This window comes from Edaphobacter paludis (assembly GCF_039993895.1).
GTDB classification, from domain to species: Bacteria; Acidobacteriota; Terriglobia; order Terriglobales; family Acidobacteriaceae; genus Edaphobacter; species Edaphobacter paludis.
Genome location: NZ_CP121194.1, coordinates 3,087,283 through 3,103,075 on the forward strand (window position 1 = coordinate 3,087,283; position 15,793 = coordinate 3,103,075).

Annotated in this window: 8 protein-coding genes; 1 reads left to right on the plus strand and 7 read right to left on the minus strand. The window is 59.2% G+C overall.

Going from position 1 to position 15,793, the window contains the following annotated elements:
* Position 1: 1 nt before the first annotated feature.
* The 7 genes from rpoC to P4G45_RS12860 form a co-directional block, all read right to left on the minus strand.
* Positions 2 to 4,192: a DNA-directed RNA polymerase subunit beta' gene (gene rpoC / locus P4G45_RS12830; protein WP_348266873.1), complete on the minus strand. Its 4,191-nt coding sequence runs from the start codon at positions 4,190 to 4,192 to the stop codon at positions 2 to 4.
* 189 nt (positions 4,193 to 4,381) lie between these two features.
* Positions 4,382 to 8,869, minus strand: a complete 4,488-nt coding sequence (gene rpoB / locus P4G45_RS12835; protein ID WP_348266874.1) for a DNA-directed RNA polymerase subunit beta — start codon at positions 8,867 to 8,869, stop codon at positions 4,382 to 4,384.
* 650 nt (positions 8,870 to 9,519) lie between these two features.
* Positions 9,520 to 9,894 carry a 50S ribosomal protein L7/L12 gene (rplL, locus tag P4G45_RS12840; RefSeq protein ID WP_348266875.1) on the minus strand — a complete coding sequence of 125 codons (375 nt, stop codon included), beginning with the start codon at positions 9,892 to 9,894 and terminating at the stop codon, positions 9,520 to 9,522.
* Between the two features lie 153 nt (positions 9,895 to 10,047).
* Positions 10,048 to 10,821, minus strand: coding sequence for a 50S ribosomal protein L10 (rplJ, locus tag P4G45_RS12845; protein ID WP_348266876.1), 774 nt, complete (start codon positions 10,819 to 10,821; stop codon positions 10,048 to 10,050).
* A 94-nt stretch (positions 10,822 to 10,915) separates the two neighbouring features.
* Positions 10,916 to 11,614: a 50S ribosomal protein L1 gene (gene rplA, locus P4G45_RS12850; protein WP_373694201.1), complete on the minus strand. Its 699-nt coding sequence runs from the start codon at positions 11,612 to 11,614 to the stop codon at positions 10,916 to 10,918.
* Between the two features lie 262 nt (positions 11,615 to 11,876).
* Complete coding sequence (locus P4G45_RS12855) at positions 11,877 to 12,764, minus strand: 2-dehydropantoate 2-reductase (RefSeq protein WP_348266878.1); 888 nt, start codon at positions 12,762 to 12,764, stop codon at positions 11,877 to 11,879.
* A gap of 43 nt (positions 12,765 to 12,807) precedes the next feature.
* Positions 12,808 to 13,815 carry a hypothetical protein gene (locus tag P4G45_RS12860; RefSeq protein ID WP_348266879.1) on the minus strand — a complete coding sequence of 336 codons (1,008 nt, stop codon included), beginning with the start codon at positions 13,813 to 13,815 and terminating at the stop codon, positions 12,808 to 12,810.
* Positions 13,816 to 13,953: 138 nt separating this feature from the next.
* Between P4G45_RS12860 and P4G45_RS12865 the strand changes: the two genes are divergently transcribed.
* The gene (locus tag P4G45_RS12865; protein ID WP_348266880.1) at positions 13,954 to 15,402 is read left to right on the plus strand and encodes a glucoamylase family protein; all 1,449 of its coding nucleotides are present in this window, start codon (positions 13,954 to 13,956) and stop codon (positions 15,400 to 15,402) included.
* Positions 15,403 to 15,793: the final 391 nt, after the last annotated feature.

The following is a 15,793-nucleotide window of genomic DNA, read 5'->3' on the forward strand; positions in this document are numbered from 1 at the left end:
ACTATTCGGCGGCCATCTCTTCCTGTTCGCCTTCCATACGCATCTGTTCGAGTTCGCGCTCTTCGGCGTCGTGGGCTTCCTGTACCTCGGCCTGGACTTGGGCGGCCGCTTCTTCGAGCTCGGGGGAGAGCTGGACGTTGCGGTAGTACTCCATGCCGGTGCCGGCGGGGATGAGGCGGCCTACGATGACGTTTTCCTTGAGGCCGCGCAGCGTGTCGATCGAGCCATTGATGCTGGCTTCGGTCAGTACGCGAGTGGTCTCCTGGAAGCTGGCGGCCGAGATGAAGCTGTCGGTCGAGAGCGACGCCTTGGTGATGCCGAGCAGCAGCGAGCGGCCGATGGCGGGACGGCCACCTTCCATGAGGACGCGCTGGTTTTCGGCGTTGAAGCGGAAGCGGTCCGTCTGCTGATCGACGAGGAAGCTGGTATCGCCAACCTCTTCGATCTTGACCCAGCGAAGCATCTGACGAACGATGGTTTCGATGTGCTTGTCGGAGATCGCCACACCCTGCAACCGGTAGACTTCCTGAATTTCGTTGACGAGGTACTGCTGTAGAGCGCGCTCGCCGAGAACTTCCAGAATGTCGTGCGGATTGCGGGGACCGTCGATGAGAGCGTCACCGGCACGGAGGCGTTCGCCTTCCTGCACGTTGACGTAGACACCGCGGGGAACGCTGTACTCCTCTTCCTGACCGTTGTCGGCAGTAACGTAGACCTTGCGCTGGCCCTTGGAGACTTCACCGAAGCGAACGACACCATCGATCTTGCTGATGATTGCCGGATCGCGCGGCTTGCGGGCCTCGAAGAGTTCAACGACGCGGGGCAGACCGCCGGTGATGTCCTTGGTACGCGTGGTTTCACGCGGGATCTTGGCAAGGATATCGCCAGGGTAGAGCTCGTCGCCGTCGGTCACCATAAGGTGAGCACGCGAAGGCATCAGGTAACGCTTGTTGCCCTGCGCCGACTTGATGATGATCGCTGGTTGGCGCTTCTCGTCGGGAGAGTCGGCGACCACCAGACGGCTGAGGCCGGTGACTTCGTCGACTTCTTCGTTGAGTGTGACGCCTTCCTGCAGGTCCTTGAACTGAACCGTTCCGGCGATCTCAGTGAGCAGCGAGAAGGTATAAGGATCCCATTCGCCGAGCTTCTCGCCGATGCCAACCTTCGCGCCCTCTTCGACCTTGAGCTTGGCGCCGTAGACGATCGCGTAACGCTCTTTCTCGCGGCCCTTCTCGTCGATGATGGCAACCGAACCGTTGCGGTTCATCGCCACCAGGTCGCCCGACTTCGAGCGAACCGTGACCAGGTTGATGAAGCGAACAGCACCGGCGTTCTTGGCCTCGAGGTGCGAGGCGTCGGAGACGCGGCTGGCCGTTCCGCCGATATGGAAGGTACGCATAGTGAGCTGCGTGCCCGGCTCGCCGATGGACTGCGCCGCGATGACACCGACGGCCTCGCCCATCTCCACCATCTTGCCGGAGCCAAGGTTACGGCCATAGCAGAGGATGCAGACGCCGCGCTTGGACTCGCAGGTGAGCACGGAGCGGATCTTGACCTTCTCGATGCCGGCAGCCTGGATTGCGCTGGCGAGATCTTCGTCGATCTCCTGATTGACTTCGACGATGGTCTTGCCTTCGAAGTCCTTCAGTTTCTCAAGCGATACGCGGCCAATGATACGGTCGCGCAGAGGCTCGATCGTCTCGCCCGCTTCGATGATCGGCGTCACGTAGATGCCTTCGACCGTTCCGCAGTCGTTGTGCGAGATGATGACATCCTGCGCAACGTCGACGAGACGGCGAGTGAGGTAGCCCGAGTCCGCGGTCTTGAGTGCGGTATCGGCCAGTCCCTTACGTGCTCCGTGAGTCGAGATGAAGTATTGCAGCACGGTGAGGCCTTCACGGAAGTTCGCCGTGATGGGCGTTTCAATGATTTCGCCCGAGGGCTTGGCCATCAAGCCGCGCATACCGGAAAGCTGACGGATCTGCTGTTTCGAACCGCGAGCGCCCGAGTCGGCCATGATGTAGATCGGGTTCATGATGCCATCTTTGTCGTTCTGCTTCATGTTGTTGAACATGTCGTCAGCGACGCGCTCGGTCACGGTCGACCACATCTGAATGACCTTGTTGTTACGCTCACCGTTGGTGATCGCTCCATCAAGATACTGCCGCTGAACGTTGATGACCTGCTTCTCCGCCTCATGCACAACGGTGTACTTCGAAGCCGGGATCACCATGTCGTCGAGGCCGACGGAGAGTCCGGACTGGGTGGCGTACTTGAAGCCAAGGTCCTTGATCTTGTCCAGCGTCTTGACGGTAACTTCAAGGCCGAGGTTCAGGTAGCAATAGTTGATGAGCTGCCCCATGCCCTTCTTCTTGAGCAGGCCATTGACATAAGGCATACCCTCGGGAAGCGCATCGTTCAGGATGGCACGGCCAACCGTCGTCGAGATGAACTGACGATTGAACTCGACCGGCTCCGTGTGGGTAAGGTCCTGATCGTCGTACGCCGTGGTCATGTCGAGGACAGGGCCGGTGTAGCGCAGACGGATCGGGGTGAGCGTCTCGACCTGCTTCGCTTCGAGAGCCATAAAGACCTCTTCGATGTTCGCGAAGACACGGCCTTCACCCTTGGCATTGATCTTCGCCTTGGTGAGGTAGTAGATGCCGAGCACGAGGTCCTGCGTCGGCACGGTGATCGGCTGGCCGCTGGCGGGCGAGAGGATGTTGTGCGAAGCAAGCATCAGCACGCTGGCTTCGATCTGCGCCTCGGGCGAGAGCGGAATGTGGACGGCCATCTGGTCGCCGTCGAAGTCCGCGTTGAAGGCGGTGCACACGAGCGGATGGATCTTGATCGCCTTGCCTTCGACGAGCACCGGCTCAAACGCCTGGATACCAAGGCGATGGAGCGTCGGAGCGCGGTTCAGCAGGACGGGATGGTCCTTGATGACCTCTTCGAGGATGTCCCAGACGATCGGGTCTTGCATCTCGACCATCTCTTTGGCTTGCTTGATGGTGGTGCAATGGCCGGTCTGCTCGAGACGGTGATAGATGAACGGCTTGAAGAGTTCGAGCGCCATCTTCTTGGGAAGACCGCACTGGTGCAGCTTCAGCTCTGGACCAACGACGATGACCGAACGGCCGGAGTAGTCGACGCGCTTGCCCAGCAGGTTCTGCCGGAAGCGGCCCTGCTTGCCCTTGAGTGTATCGGAGAGCGACTTCAGCGGACGGTTGTTCGCGCCACGCAGCACGCGGCCGCGACGACCGTTGTCGAACAGAGCATCGACGGCCTCCTGCAACATGCGCTTCTCGTTGCGGACGATGACCTCAGGCGCGTGCAGGTCCATCAGCTTCTTGAGACGGTTGTTGCGGTTGATGACGCGGCGATAAAGATCGTTGAGGTCTGACGTGGCGAACCGTCCGCCATCGAGCGGCACCAGCGGACGAAGCTCAGGCGGAATGACCGGAATCACGTCGAGAATCATCCACTGCGGCAGGTTGTCGGACTTACGGAAGGCTTCGACAATCTTCAGGCGCTTGGAGTACTTGAGCTTCTTCTGCAGCGAGGTCTCAGTCTTCATGCGCTCGCGGAGTTCGATCGCAAGCTCCGTGACTTCAACACGCTTGAGCAGCTCCTTGATAGCCTCGGCACCCATCATCGCCTTGAATCCGGAGGGACGGTACTGGGCATCGAGTTCGCGGAACTTGGTCTCGTCCTTGATGACCTCGCGCTCCTTGACCGGCGCATCGCCTGGATCGACGACAACATAGGACTCAAAGTAAAGGACAGCCTCAAGCTCACGCAGCGAGATGTCGAGCAGGTGGCCGATACGCGATGGTAGGCCCTTGAAGAACCAGACGTGCGAGCACGGGCTGGCGAGCTCGATGTGGCCGAGGCGCTCGCGACGGACCTTCGAGAGCGTGACTTCCACGCCGCATTTGTCGCAAATGACGCCGCGGTGCTTCATGCGCTTGTACTTGCCGCACAGGCACTCCCAGTCGGTGATGGGTCCGAAGATGCGGGCGCAGAAAAGGCCATCGCGTTCCGGCTTGAACGTGCGGTAGTTGATAGTTTCGGGTTTGGTGACTTCGCCATGCGACCAGCTGCGGATCTTCTCGGGGCTGGCGAGCTGGATCTTGATGGCGTCGAAATCGGCGATGGGACCGGTCAGTTCGAAGGGGCTGGAGCGGAACATATTGGGCGTCTCCCTTGTGTCCTGCGCGTGCAGGTTGCAGCATGTCGCTGCGGTTACTAAATCTCTTTGCGATGACTTGTGGCGCATCGCGTTGCCGGTAGTTCTGGTGCTGTTGCTCGTCTTTCAATTGTCTTGCCACTCGAAAGTGGCGGCCCGGAGAGGAAAAAATACTCTCCGGGCTTTATTGCATTAGTCGGCTGCTGCGATCTCAGGCAACGGATGCTTCTTCTGGTCGGCTTGCTTGATCAGTTCCACATCCAGGCAGAGCGACTGGAGTTCGCGGATAAGCACGTTGAACGATTCAGGCACACCCGGCTCGATGGCTGCTTCGCCCTTGACGATGGCCTCATAGATCTTCGTACGGCCAAAGACATCGTCGGACTTCGCGGTAAGCAGCTCCTGCAGAATGTAGGCCGCGCCGTATGCTTCGAGCGCCCAGACTTCCATCTCACCGAAGCGCTGTCCGCCGAACTGCGCCTTACCGCCCAGCGGCTGCTGAGTGATGAGCGAGTACGGTCCGATCGAACGAGCGTGGATCTTGTCGTCGACAAGGTGCGACAGCTTCAGCATATAGATGTAGCCGACGGTGGCAGGCTGTTCGAACTCGTCGCCCGTCATGCCATCGTGCAACTGCGACTTACCCGAGCTGGGCAAACCAGCGGACTTGAGAAGCGCCTTGATCTCCGTCTCGCGCGCTCCATCGAAGACTGCCGTGCCGAACCAGATACCGCGCTTCATGCCGGCGGCAACGCGCAGGGTCTGCTCGTCGTCAAGGTCAAGAAGCTGGTTGAGGGCGGCAGTATTGGCGAAGCGTGCCTTGAAGAGCTCACGAACCTCGTTGGCCGACTGCATGGTGGCGGCAAGTTCGGCAACCTGCTTGCCAAGCTCGTGCGCCGCCCATCCAAGGTGCGTCTCGAGGATCTGACCGACGTTCATACGAGAAGGCACGCCAAGCGGGTTGAGGACGATCTCGACCGGCGTTCCATCGGGGAGGTACGGCATGTCCTCTTCCGGCAGAATGCGGGCGATAACACCCTTGTTACCGTGGCGTCCGGCCATCTTGTCGCCGACCGACAGCTTGCGCTTCATGGCGATGTAGACCTTGACCATCTTGATGACGCCGGGCGAAAGCTCATCACCCTTCGACATCTTGCTGATCTTCTCGTTGGTGATCTTGCGCAGAACATCGATCTGGCGCGAGGTCATCTCTTCGATCTCATCAATCTGCTCGTTGACGCGGGGATCCTTGTCGGCGTAGCGAATGCGCTTAAGATTACGCGTGCTGATCAGCTCAATCGTGTCGCGGTCGAGAAGGTCGCCCTTGTTCAACAGCTTCTTGTTGGTGCGCTCGTCGTGCAGGTCGGCGAGAACTTCCTTCGCGCCGAGAATCGCTTCGAGACGCTTGAGCCGCTCGTCGGTGAGAATACGAATCTCATCGGCAAGGTTGCGCTCGAGCTTCTCAACCTGTTCCTGCTCGATCTGCTTGGCGCGCTCGTCCTTCTCCTGGCCCTTGCGGCTGAAGATGCGAACGTCAACGACTGTGCCTTCGATACCCGGAGGGCACGTCAGCGAAGCGTCGCGAACGTCGCCCGCCTTCTCACCGAAGATGGCGCGGAGCAGCTTCTCTTCCGGCGTCAACTGGGTCTCGCCCTTCGGCGTTACCTTGCCGACGAGGATGTCGTTGTGGCTGATCTTCGCGCCGATGCGGATGATGCCCGACTCATCGAGGTCACGCAGAGCGTGCTCGCTGACGTTGGGAATATCGCGCGTGATCTCTTCCGGCCCCAGCTTGGTGTCGCGGGCTTCGATCTCGAACTCCTCGATGTGGATCGAGGTGTAGTAGTCCTCGCGGACCAGCTTCTCCGAGATGAGGATCGCGTCCTCGAAGTTGTAACCGCGCCACGGCATGAAGGCCACCAGCACGTTGCGTCCAAGGCCAAGTTCGCCCTGCTCTGTGCAAGGACCGTCGGCGATAACCTGACCCTTGATCACGCGGTCGCCCTTGCGAACGATCGGCTTCTGGTTGATGCAGGTGTTCTGGTTGGAACGCTTGAACTTCGTGAGCTGATAGATGTCCGAGCCAACCTCACGCGACAACTGCGTGGGGTGGTGCTCGCCTTCGACGCGCACGATGATGCGTTCGGAGTCGACCGAATCGATGATGCCGTTACGCTTGGCCAGAATGACGGCGCCGGAGTCGCGGGCAGTGACGCCCTCCATTCCGGTTCCGACGAACGGTGCCTCCGCGACAAGCAGAGGAACCGACTGGCGCTGCATGTTCGCACCCATCAGAGCGCGATTGGCGTCGTCGTGCTCCAGGAACGGCACGAGCGATGCGGCAACCGAGACAAGCTGCTTAGGCGAAACGTCAACGTAATCCACCTCGGCCTTGTTGACGAGCACGAAGTTGCCCTGACGTCGCGCATCGACGACATCCTGAACGATGTTCAGATGCTCATCGAGTTCGATGTTGGCCTGCGCGATCGTGTGGCGGTCTTCTTCCCATGCCGAAAGATAGAAGCTGAAGGGAGCAAGATCCATGGTGCGCTTCTTGTCCTTCTTCAACTGCTCGTTCAGCTTGCGCGACTCGGAGATTTCAAGGTAATCACCTTGACGCAGACCGGACTCGCCGGCGTTCACGACCGAGACAAAGTCGAGAGCCCGGCCATCCTTCACGCGGCGATAAGGAGACTCGATGAAGCCGTATTCGTTAATGCGTGCAAAGCACGAGAGCGACGAGATCAAACCGATGTTCGGGCCTTCCGGCGTCTCAATCGGGCAGATGCGGCCATAGTGAGTCGGGTGCACGTCGCGGACTTCGAAGCCGGCGCGCTCACGGGACAGACCACCGGGCCCAAGGGCCGACAGGCGGCGCTTGTGCGTAATCTCCGAGAGCGGGTTGGTCTGGTCCATGAACTGCGAGAGCTGCGACGATCCAAAGAACTCGCGGATCGCGGCCATCACTGGCTTCGCGTTGATCAGGTCGTGCGGCATCGCCGTCGACATCTCCTGATACACCGACATCTTCTCCTTGATGGCGCGTTCCATACGGACGAGGCCGATGCGGAACTGGTTCTCCATCAGCTCGCCGACCGCGCGAACGCGGCGGTTACCAAGGTGATCGATGTCATCGACGTTACCGATGTTCTTGCGCAGCTTGAGGAGATAGCGAATCGTCCCGTAAAAATCCTCGGGCGTCAGCGTGCGCTTGTCGAGGCCGGAGGCGTCCTGATTCTCGTAGAGCTTGATGTTGAACTTGAGACGGCCCACGCGCGAGAAGTCGTACTTGCGCGCATCGAAGAACATGCCTTCAAAGAGCGCAGTCGCAGTGTCGAGCGTCGGCGGGTCGCCGGGACGCAGCTTGCGGTAGATCTCGATGAGAGCTTCCTCAGGCTTGCGCACCGAGTCACGGCGCAGCGTGTTGGTGATGATGTTGCCCACGTCGTCGCGCTCGGGGAAGAAGACCTCGAAGCTGGCAACGCCGGACTGCAAAATCTTGTGCAGCTTGTCGGCAGTCAGTTCCTGGTTGGCTTCGTAAAGCAGCTCGCCGGTGGACATGTCAACCACGTCGGCGGCAGTCATCGCGCCATCGAACTCGCTGGTCTCAACTTCAATCGACTCGATCTTGTGGCTGCGCAGCCCCTTCAGCGAGTGCGCCGAAATCTTGCGGGTCGCCGGAGCAATCTCTTCGCCCTTGACCGTGACCGCAGTAGCAGGACGCGTTCCCTGCAGGTTGCTCGGCGTGCCTTCTGCAGCAACCTTCCAGCTCAGCTTGCCTTCCTTCACATTGATCGTATCGACGGTGTAGAAGGTCTTGAGGATCTCTTCATCGGTACGCAGGCCAAGAGCGCGCAGGAAGATGGTTCCCAGGAACTTGCGCTTGCGGTCGATGCGGACATACAGAGTGTTCTTCTGGTCGTACTCGAACTCGACCCAGCTACCGCGGTACGGAATGATCTTGCCGAGGAAGTAGGTGCGGTTGTTCGCTGTCTCGAAGAAAACGCCGGGCGAACGGTGAAGCTGCGAGACGATAACGCGCTCGGTGCCGTTGACGATGAAGGTGCCGTTCTGGCTCATCAGCGGAATGTCGCCAAAGAAGACTTCCTGCTCCTTCATGTCGCGCAGGCTCTTGACGCCGGTCTCGGGGTCCTTGTCGTAGATCTTCAGGCGGATCGTGACCTTCAACGGTGCAGAGTAGGTCATGCCGCGCTCTTCGCACTCTGCCTGGTCATACTTCAGCTGCAGGCCGACGGGATCGCCGCACTTGGTGCAGAAGTCAGGCGTGTTCTTGTTGTACGTTCCGCAGAAATTGCAAAGCACATCGCCCGGATGAAACGGGTCGGTGATGACCATGTGACCGCAATGCGAGCAGGCGGTGCGCAGGTGGTTCAGGCCCTTGAGGTAGCCGCATTTGCACTCCCAGTTGCCGATGGAGAAGTCGACAAACTCGAGCTCCGACACGTTACGGAAGTCCGTGATCGGAAATACCGAGGTAAAGACCGACTGAAGGCCGTTGTCCTCGCGCTCCTGGGGCAACTTATCCATCTGCAGGAAGCGCTCGTAGCTGCGGCGCTGCACCTCGATGAGGTTGGGAATCTGAATGGCGGTTGGGATCTTGGAAAAATCAAGACGGCTACGGATCGCGCGCATTTCACTGTTGTTGGACTGACCAGACATGCTCTCTCCTGAATACTTACCTTCGAGGTCCTCGCTGAAGCTTTGACTGCCCACCGAAAGGCCCGTCAACGCTGGCGAGGGGAGGGTTGGGTACGGCCCTCCGGGTTTGGTTCTGCTTGCGCAGTTGCTGATGTTTTGAGCCCTGCTGCCCTCGATTGCTGCAGGTCCCGTGCGCAGAATGTCTTGCCGTATGCAACCTTCGGCACTCAATCAAACTCGTAACTCATGAAACTTTTACTGTTCGCCGATGCTAGGAACTGCTATAAAGAACGCGTACTGAAGTTCTGGGCGTCCGCAAAAAGCGGAAATGCCGATAAACGCGGCAAAGCGCTCGAAAGGACAGCGTGTCCCATGAGCGCAAAGGTCGACTTGTGCACTGTTTCTGTCGTTGTGGTGTAGATGCCTGCCGCCGTTTGAGGCTCGCCGTGCCCCAAAGTTGCTGCGCTCGCTTGTCCCATGACACTATGCGCTTCTGCCGCTCGAAACACATAATGGCCGACTCCTTAGCCTGTCTTGCTAACAGGATGAGCCGGATTTACTGCCAATAGCCTGCCGGTTTTTACCGTCCGCCAAACAGCACGCTAAGGCGGAACGAATCTTCTCTGTTAGAGAATATCGCGTTCTGCCTCAGCGTGCAAGTTTGTGGCCAATTACTTGATTTCGACGGTTGCGACGCCTTCGAATTTCTTCGCGATAGCAGCTGCATCATCCTTCGAAATGTTCTCCTTCAAGGGCTTAGGAGCTCCATCGACCAGGTCCTTGGCTTCCTTCAGCCCAAGCGCGGTCACTTCGCGTACAGCCTTGATGGTGTTGATCTTATTCGCGCCGGCATCCTTCAGGATGACGGTGAACTCGGTCTTCTCTTCAACCGGTGCCGCTGCTGCTGCGCCGCCGCCTGCTGCCGGGGCCGCAACTGCTGCCGCTGCCGAAACGCCGAGACGCTCTTCGAGCTTCTTGACCAGAGCCGAAGCCTCGAGGAGGCTGAGGCTAACGATTGAATCTTCCAACTGCTGGATGTCTGCCATTTTATTTCTCCAATATAAGTCTGAACTTTAGTAGTGCCTGCTGCCGATTACTTCTCCGAAACCCGACTGCGCTCCGGTTGCCTATGCCCTTCCGGGTTTCCGTTGCGCCCAGACCAGCGCACCCAAAAAGACCAGGCGAAACTTGTCGCCCACTTAGCCTTCGACGGGGTCTGTGGTCGCTGCTTCCCCACCCTGAGTTGCAGTGGAGTTCTCCGGCTGCACTGCTCCGGAGGGCTGTTCGCCTGCTGCAGCCTCTTCGATATGCGCCTCGGCGACCTTCTCGCCCGCAGAAGCCTCGGATTCGTCCTTCGCAGGAGCTTCCTTTTCTGGCTTCTCTTCCGCCTTTTCAGACTTCTCTTCTGCCGCAGCTTCCGCCTTCGAAGGAGCAGACTGGGCCGGAGCCGCAAACTTCTCCTTCTCCACACCCTGATTGATAACCACAGCCAGATCGCGGCCAGTAGCGTTGATCACCGTAGCCAGACGCTGCGCGGGAGACTGAATCAGGAAGAGGAGCTTCGAGAAGAGCTCTTCCTTGCCCGGCATGGTCGCCAGTTCGCCAATCTCGCGAACGTCGATCACCTTGCCGTCAATAATGCCTAGCTTGAAGGTAAACTCGGCGTTATCCTTCACCCAGGTCGAGAGCGCCTTTGCCAGCGCCACCGGGTCGCCCGAGGTGTAAGCCACCGACGAAACGCCCTTGAGGCCCTTCAGCGCGGCCTCGATCTTGGTTCCCTCAGCCGCACGCGCGGCCAGCTTGTTTTTGACGACGTGATAGCTGCCGCCTGCACCGCGAACCGCCTTGCGCAGCTCGAAATCCTTCGATGCGGTCAGACCGGAAAACGTGCCGATGATAGCCGAGGTCGAGCCTTCGAGCTCGCTCGCCAGCTTCTTAACCTTGTCCGTCTTTACTGCTCTGGTCAATGCCATGACTGAATCCTCTTCGCTTTCGCTGCCCCGCTCCTCGCTTAAGCGGCCAGAAGGGGCTTACTTCTATAAAAAATTAGTAAACCTAAAATATTGCTTAGGCTTTGCCGGCTGCCTCAGCAGCGGCGTAATCGAGCTGGATGCCAGGGCCCATCGTCGAGCTAAGCGTTACCGCCTTGATGTACTTACCCTTGGCCGCCGATGGCTTCGCCTTGACCACACTCATGATCACGGTCATGGCATTATCAACCAGCTTCTGCGGATCGAACGACAGCTTGCCAACCGGAACGTGGACCAGAGCAGTCTTGTCGGTGCGGAACTCAACCTTACCCGCCTTGATCTCTTTGACCGCAGCCGCGACATCGGTCGTAACCGTGCCAGTCTTCGGGTTCGGCATCAGACCCTTCGGACCAAGCACCTTACCCAGACGACCGACCGACTTCATCATGTCCGGTGTAGCGATCAGCGCATCGAAGGCCGTCCAGCCTTCTTTCTGAATCTTCTCGACCAGCTCTTCGCCGCCGAAGAACTCAGCGCCGGCAGCCTCGGCATCGCGGACCTTGTCGCCCGAAGCGATGACGGCAACGATCTTCGACTTGCCCAGGCCGTGCGGCAGAACAACCGTGCCGCGCACCATCTGGTCGGCGTGCTTGGGGTCAACCCCAAGACGCATCGTCAGATCGACAGTCTCGTCGAACTTCGCATACTTTGCTTTTTGTAGGAGCGGAACTGCGTCCGCCAGAACGTAAGGACGGGGCTCAACCAGCGCGCGCGCCTTCGTCAAATTCTTGGAGATCTTCCTTGCCATTTTCCCTCGTCTCCCACCCCTCTGGAACTGTTCCTCCGGGCGTGGTTCTCGACTGGCCCCAACTGAGCGTTGAGACACTCTTATAAGTATGCCGGAAGGGGCGATCAACGTCAATAAATTAAATGCTGCATTGATATATGAGTGCCGATTGATATCTCGTAGCTAGCCACAATCTAGCTCGCGGTTGGGGCAGTCGCAGCAATGGCCTAGCTCGCCATCTAGGCTTGCAAAGCTAGCGGCTTTCTGCAACTCATAATGTCCTGGGATCTGCAATACTCGCTTCCAGAAGCGCAACCGCCATCTGATTACAAGGCGTGGGAATCCCATGCTTCTTTCCCAGCCGCACAATCACCCCATTCCGCGCATCGATCTCCATCGGCCGACCCGCCAGCCGATCGGCATGCAGCGAATTGACCCCATCCGCAGGCGCTACCCGATAAGCCCGCAAAACCGCCTCCGCAACATCGTCGTCCAACCGCGCACCCTCTGCCCGTCCCACGGCTGCGCACTCGCGAACAATCTGCAGCGCCGTTTCGCCAATGGCCTCGCCGCGCAGCACACCCGACGGCTGCAACAGCAGCGCTGGCAATACTCCCGCCGCATTATGGCAAAGCTTTCTCCACGCGACCGTCACAAAGTCTGACACCACCACAGCATCCGCCGCCGTCCCGGCAAACAGCTCCACGAACGCCCTGCCCAACTCGCCCTCCGTGGCCTTCAGATGCATCACCCCACGCTGGCGAACCCTCTCCGGAGACTGCCGCTCTGCCGGGCAATCGACGATCACCGGCAGAATCGCATCCATCGGCACATACGGCACAAACCGCTCGCGATGCTCCACCCCATTCTGCAAAACCGCCACCGGAGCACCCTCGGCACGAAGCCGCTCCAGCCACTTCGCCGCCCCCGCGACATCGTACGCCTTGGTCGCCACCAGAACCCAATCGACCGCACCTACATCCGCCGGATCGGTCGCCACCGTGGCCTGCACCTTCACCGGCCCATCAGGCGTATCTACTGTCAGCCCCGCCAGCGGACGCCGCACACACAGCACCACCTCATGCCCGCCCGCCTGCTGCAACAGAGCGGCAATCACGCCGCCAATCGCTCCCACTCCAATAATCGCTATCCGAGCCACGCAAACACCTCTTCTGGCGATGTTAGCCCAGAAGCAGCCAGCTTCAGAAACGGTACCCCGGCTTCAACTCACACCGATAAACCGTCGTCTTGTCCTTCTCGTTATTGGTCCGAGCGCTACAATTCGCCCAGCTCAAATAAAGGTCCGGCCCCAGCGGAAATACCATCGGAGCGCCATCAATCTCGCCCTCGAGACTCACGCCCTCCTGCGTAGGCGGCAGCGTAAAGTTCAGCGTCCGGCCAAAGATCACAGGGTACGACTCGCGCACATTGGAGCTGATCGCCGTATGAAACACCTCGGCCTCCAGCAGAAACGTCGCCGTATTCGACCAGTCCAGCGCTGAGACGGTGATATATCGTCCACCATGCTCAAACCCGCTCGAGTCGATCGACGTAAACGGACACGGCCCCGCAATACACGAAGCGCGTACATTCCCGAACGAGTTATCCTGCCCCGCATCAAGCGACGCCGATCCCTTCGACGCCTTCCACTTCTTGTCCGGCGAACACGGAAGATGCTTCTCGCAGGGAACGTTGCCCTGATTGACCACCTGAAACGTCCGCACCGCGCTGCCCACGTTCTTCTCCGTCCGCGAGTTGATCGTGTAGCGCACTCGTATGTTCGAAACCACCGACTCCTTGACGTTAGTCTTCGCGAGTTCCGGAACCGGCTCCATGGCCACGACATGCAGCTTGTCGTCGATCAGCAATCGACCCGCCTCAAGATTGAGATCGAAAGGCTCGAAATCAGCATGCTGAAAGTGCACCACGATCGGCTGCCCCGACCACACCTGCCTCTGGAGTTCGAGCCTGAAGTACCCCGACGCATCCGACTCGGTAGAGGCGCTCACCACACCATCGGACGCAGTGACGGCGACATTCTCGATTGGCAACTCTTTTCTCGTATCGGGGTCGCGCCGTATCACCGCACCCTCGATCGGAACCGTTCGCCGTATCGACGGAGGCTTGTGCCAATGCGCGCGCACCAGCAGCACAGCCACTATCGCTACGGCAACCGCGATCATCGTCCAGACAAAATCTTTACCCTTCATTCCTCACCGGTAACTCCTCATTGGACGCGCGAGTTGCGCAATCCGCTGCTCAACGCTCATGATTGTCTCCGACATGCATCTAACTCATGCAGGGTATGTCCAGTATCGAACTCCTGGGCGAATTTATGGAAGAGATGAATGAGTGTGGATGAGAACGAAGAAATAAACAAGCGGATTCGCCAGATCACCGGACAACTTGGCAAAGGCACTTCAAGACGAAAACTGCTCCATCAAATGGCCGGCATCTCTCTCGCCCTGCCGCTCGCGCAATGGAGTGCGCTCCCTCTGCTCGCGAAGCCGCTTGCGCAGAAGGCCGCCCCGGAAAAAACGACCGGACCCCATACCGAACAGCCCCATACATCCCCCGCCCCGCCCCCGCTGGCCAGCGCCCTCTCTCCCGAAGACGACAAGCTTCTCGACGAGATCGAACGCGCCAGCTTCCTCTTCTTCTGGGAGCAAGCCAACCCGCAGACCGGCCTCATCAAAGACCGCTGCAACACGCGCATCAAAGACACCAGCAACGTCGCCAGCATCGCCTCCACCGGCTTCGGCCTCACCGCCATCTGCATCGCGGAAAAGCGCGGTTTCATTCCCCGCAACGAAGCCCGTCTGCGCGTCATCAACACGCTTGAATATCTATGGAAGAAGCTACCCACCCATCGCGGTTTCTTCTACCACTTCGCCGACATCAACTCCGGCGAACGCATCTGGGACTCGGAGATCTCCTCGGTCGACACCGCCATCCTGCTCTGCGGCATCCTTACCTGCCGCCAACACTTCGACGACCACGGCGTCAACGGCCTCTCCGAAGCCATCTTCAACCGCGTCGACTGGACCTGGCTCTCCGAAGACACCTCTCTTCTCCCCATGGGCTGGACGCCCGAATTTGGTTTCCTCTCCTCCAAGTGGGACGGCTACAGCGAACTCATGATGATCTACCTCCTCGGTCTCGGCTCCTCTTCGCATCCGCTCAAGCCCGAGACCTGGACCGCCTGGAAGCGCACCACCTTTGAGTACGACGGCCTCCGCTACATCGGCTCTTTCGCTCCCCTCTTCGTGCATCAGTATTCGCAGGCCTGGTTCGACTTCCGCCGCAAGAAAGACAAGTACGCCGACTACTTCCAGAACTCCGCCATCGCTACCGACGTCCACCGCCGCTTCTGCGTCGAATTGGGCAAAGTCTTCCCCGACTACAGCGACGATCTCTGGGGCATCACCGCCTCCGACTCCGACAAAGGCTACGTCATCTGGGGCGGGCCTCCCGCCATGGGCCCCATCGACGGCACCGTCGTCCCCGCTGCCGCCGGAGGCTCGCTGCCTTTTCTTCCAGACGCCACCATGCGCGTCCTCCACAACATCAGGAAGAATTACCCGCAGGCCTGGTGCCGCTACGGCTTCGTCGACGCCTTCAACCCGCTCAAAAAGTGGTACGACAACGACGTGGTCGGCATCGACACCGGCATAACCATGCTGATGGCCGAAAACGCTCGCACCGCCTTCATCTGGGAGACCTTCATGAAAAACCCCGAGGCCCAGCGCGGCATGGCCAACGCAGGCTTCAACTCGTACCAACCCACCGTCATCTAAAAAGTATTTTGCGGTCGTCGTTCTTTAGAGAACTTGCGGTAGAGGATTTTCGGTCGTTATTCTTTCCCCAACAAGCCACAACTTACGGGTGCCCCATTCATCGCGCACTTTGCGATGAGTGGTGACGTAGACATTCAATCCGCCGCGAACTTGTCGTTGCTTTTGTCCTGCCGTGGCTTTTGCCCTTGCCGGCGTCTTTGCTCTTGCCGTTTGGCCTTGCGGCCAGGTAAAGCGAGGCTTCAGCCTCGCGTCTAGCAAACCGCCGCGAAGCGGCCTCCGCTCTGCCGAAGGCCGGAGTGAAGGCGAAGTCGCAACGACTGTATCTGCCTTTGCTTTTATTCTTGCAACTCGTCTTGTCACCATCACAAATTTTCACTTGACAGCGACAAAA

Coding starts and splice junctions, on each gene's coding strand:
- rpoC (WP_348266873.1), bottom strand. CDS start 4,192: ATGTTCCGCTCCAGCCCCTTCGAACTGACCGGTCCCATCGCCGATTTC.
- rpoB (WP_348266874.1), bottom strand. CDS start 8,869: ATGTCTGGTCAGTCCAACAACAGTGAAATGCGCGCGATCCGTAGCCGT.
- rplL (WP_348266875.1), bottom strand. CDS start 9,894: ATGGCAGACATCCAGCAGTTGGAAGATTCAATCGTTAGCCTCAGCCTC.
- rplJ (WP_348266876.1), bottom strand. CDS start 10,821: ATGGCATTGACCAGAGCAGTAAAGACGGACAAGGTTAAGAAGCTGGCG.
- P4G45_RS12860 (WP_348266879.1), bottom strand. CDS start 13,815: ATGAAGGGTAAAGATTTTGTCTGGACGATGATCGCGGTTGCCGTAGCG.
- P4G45_RS12865 (WP_348266880.1), top strand. CDS start 13,954: ATGAGTGTGGATGAGAACGAAGAAATAAACAAGCGGATTCGCCAGATC.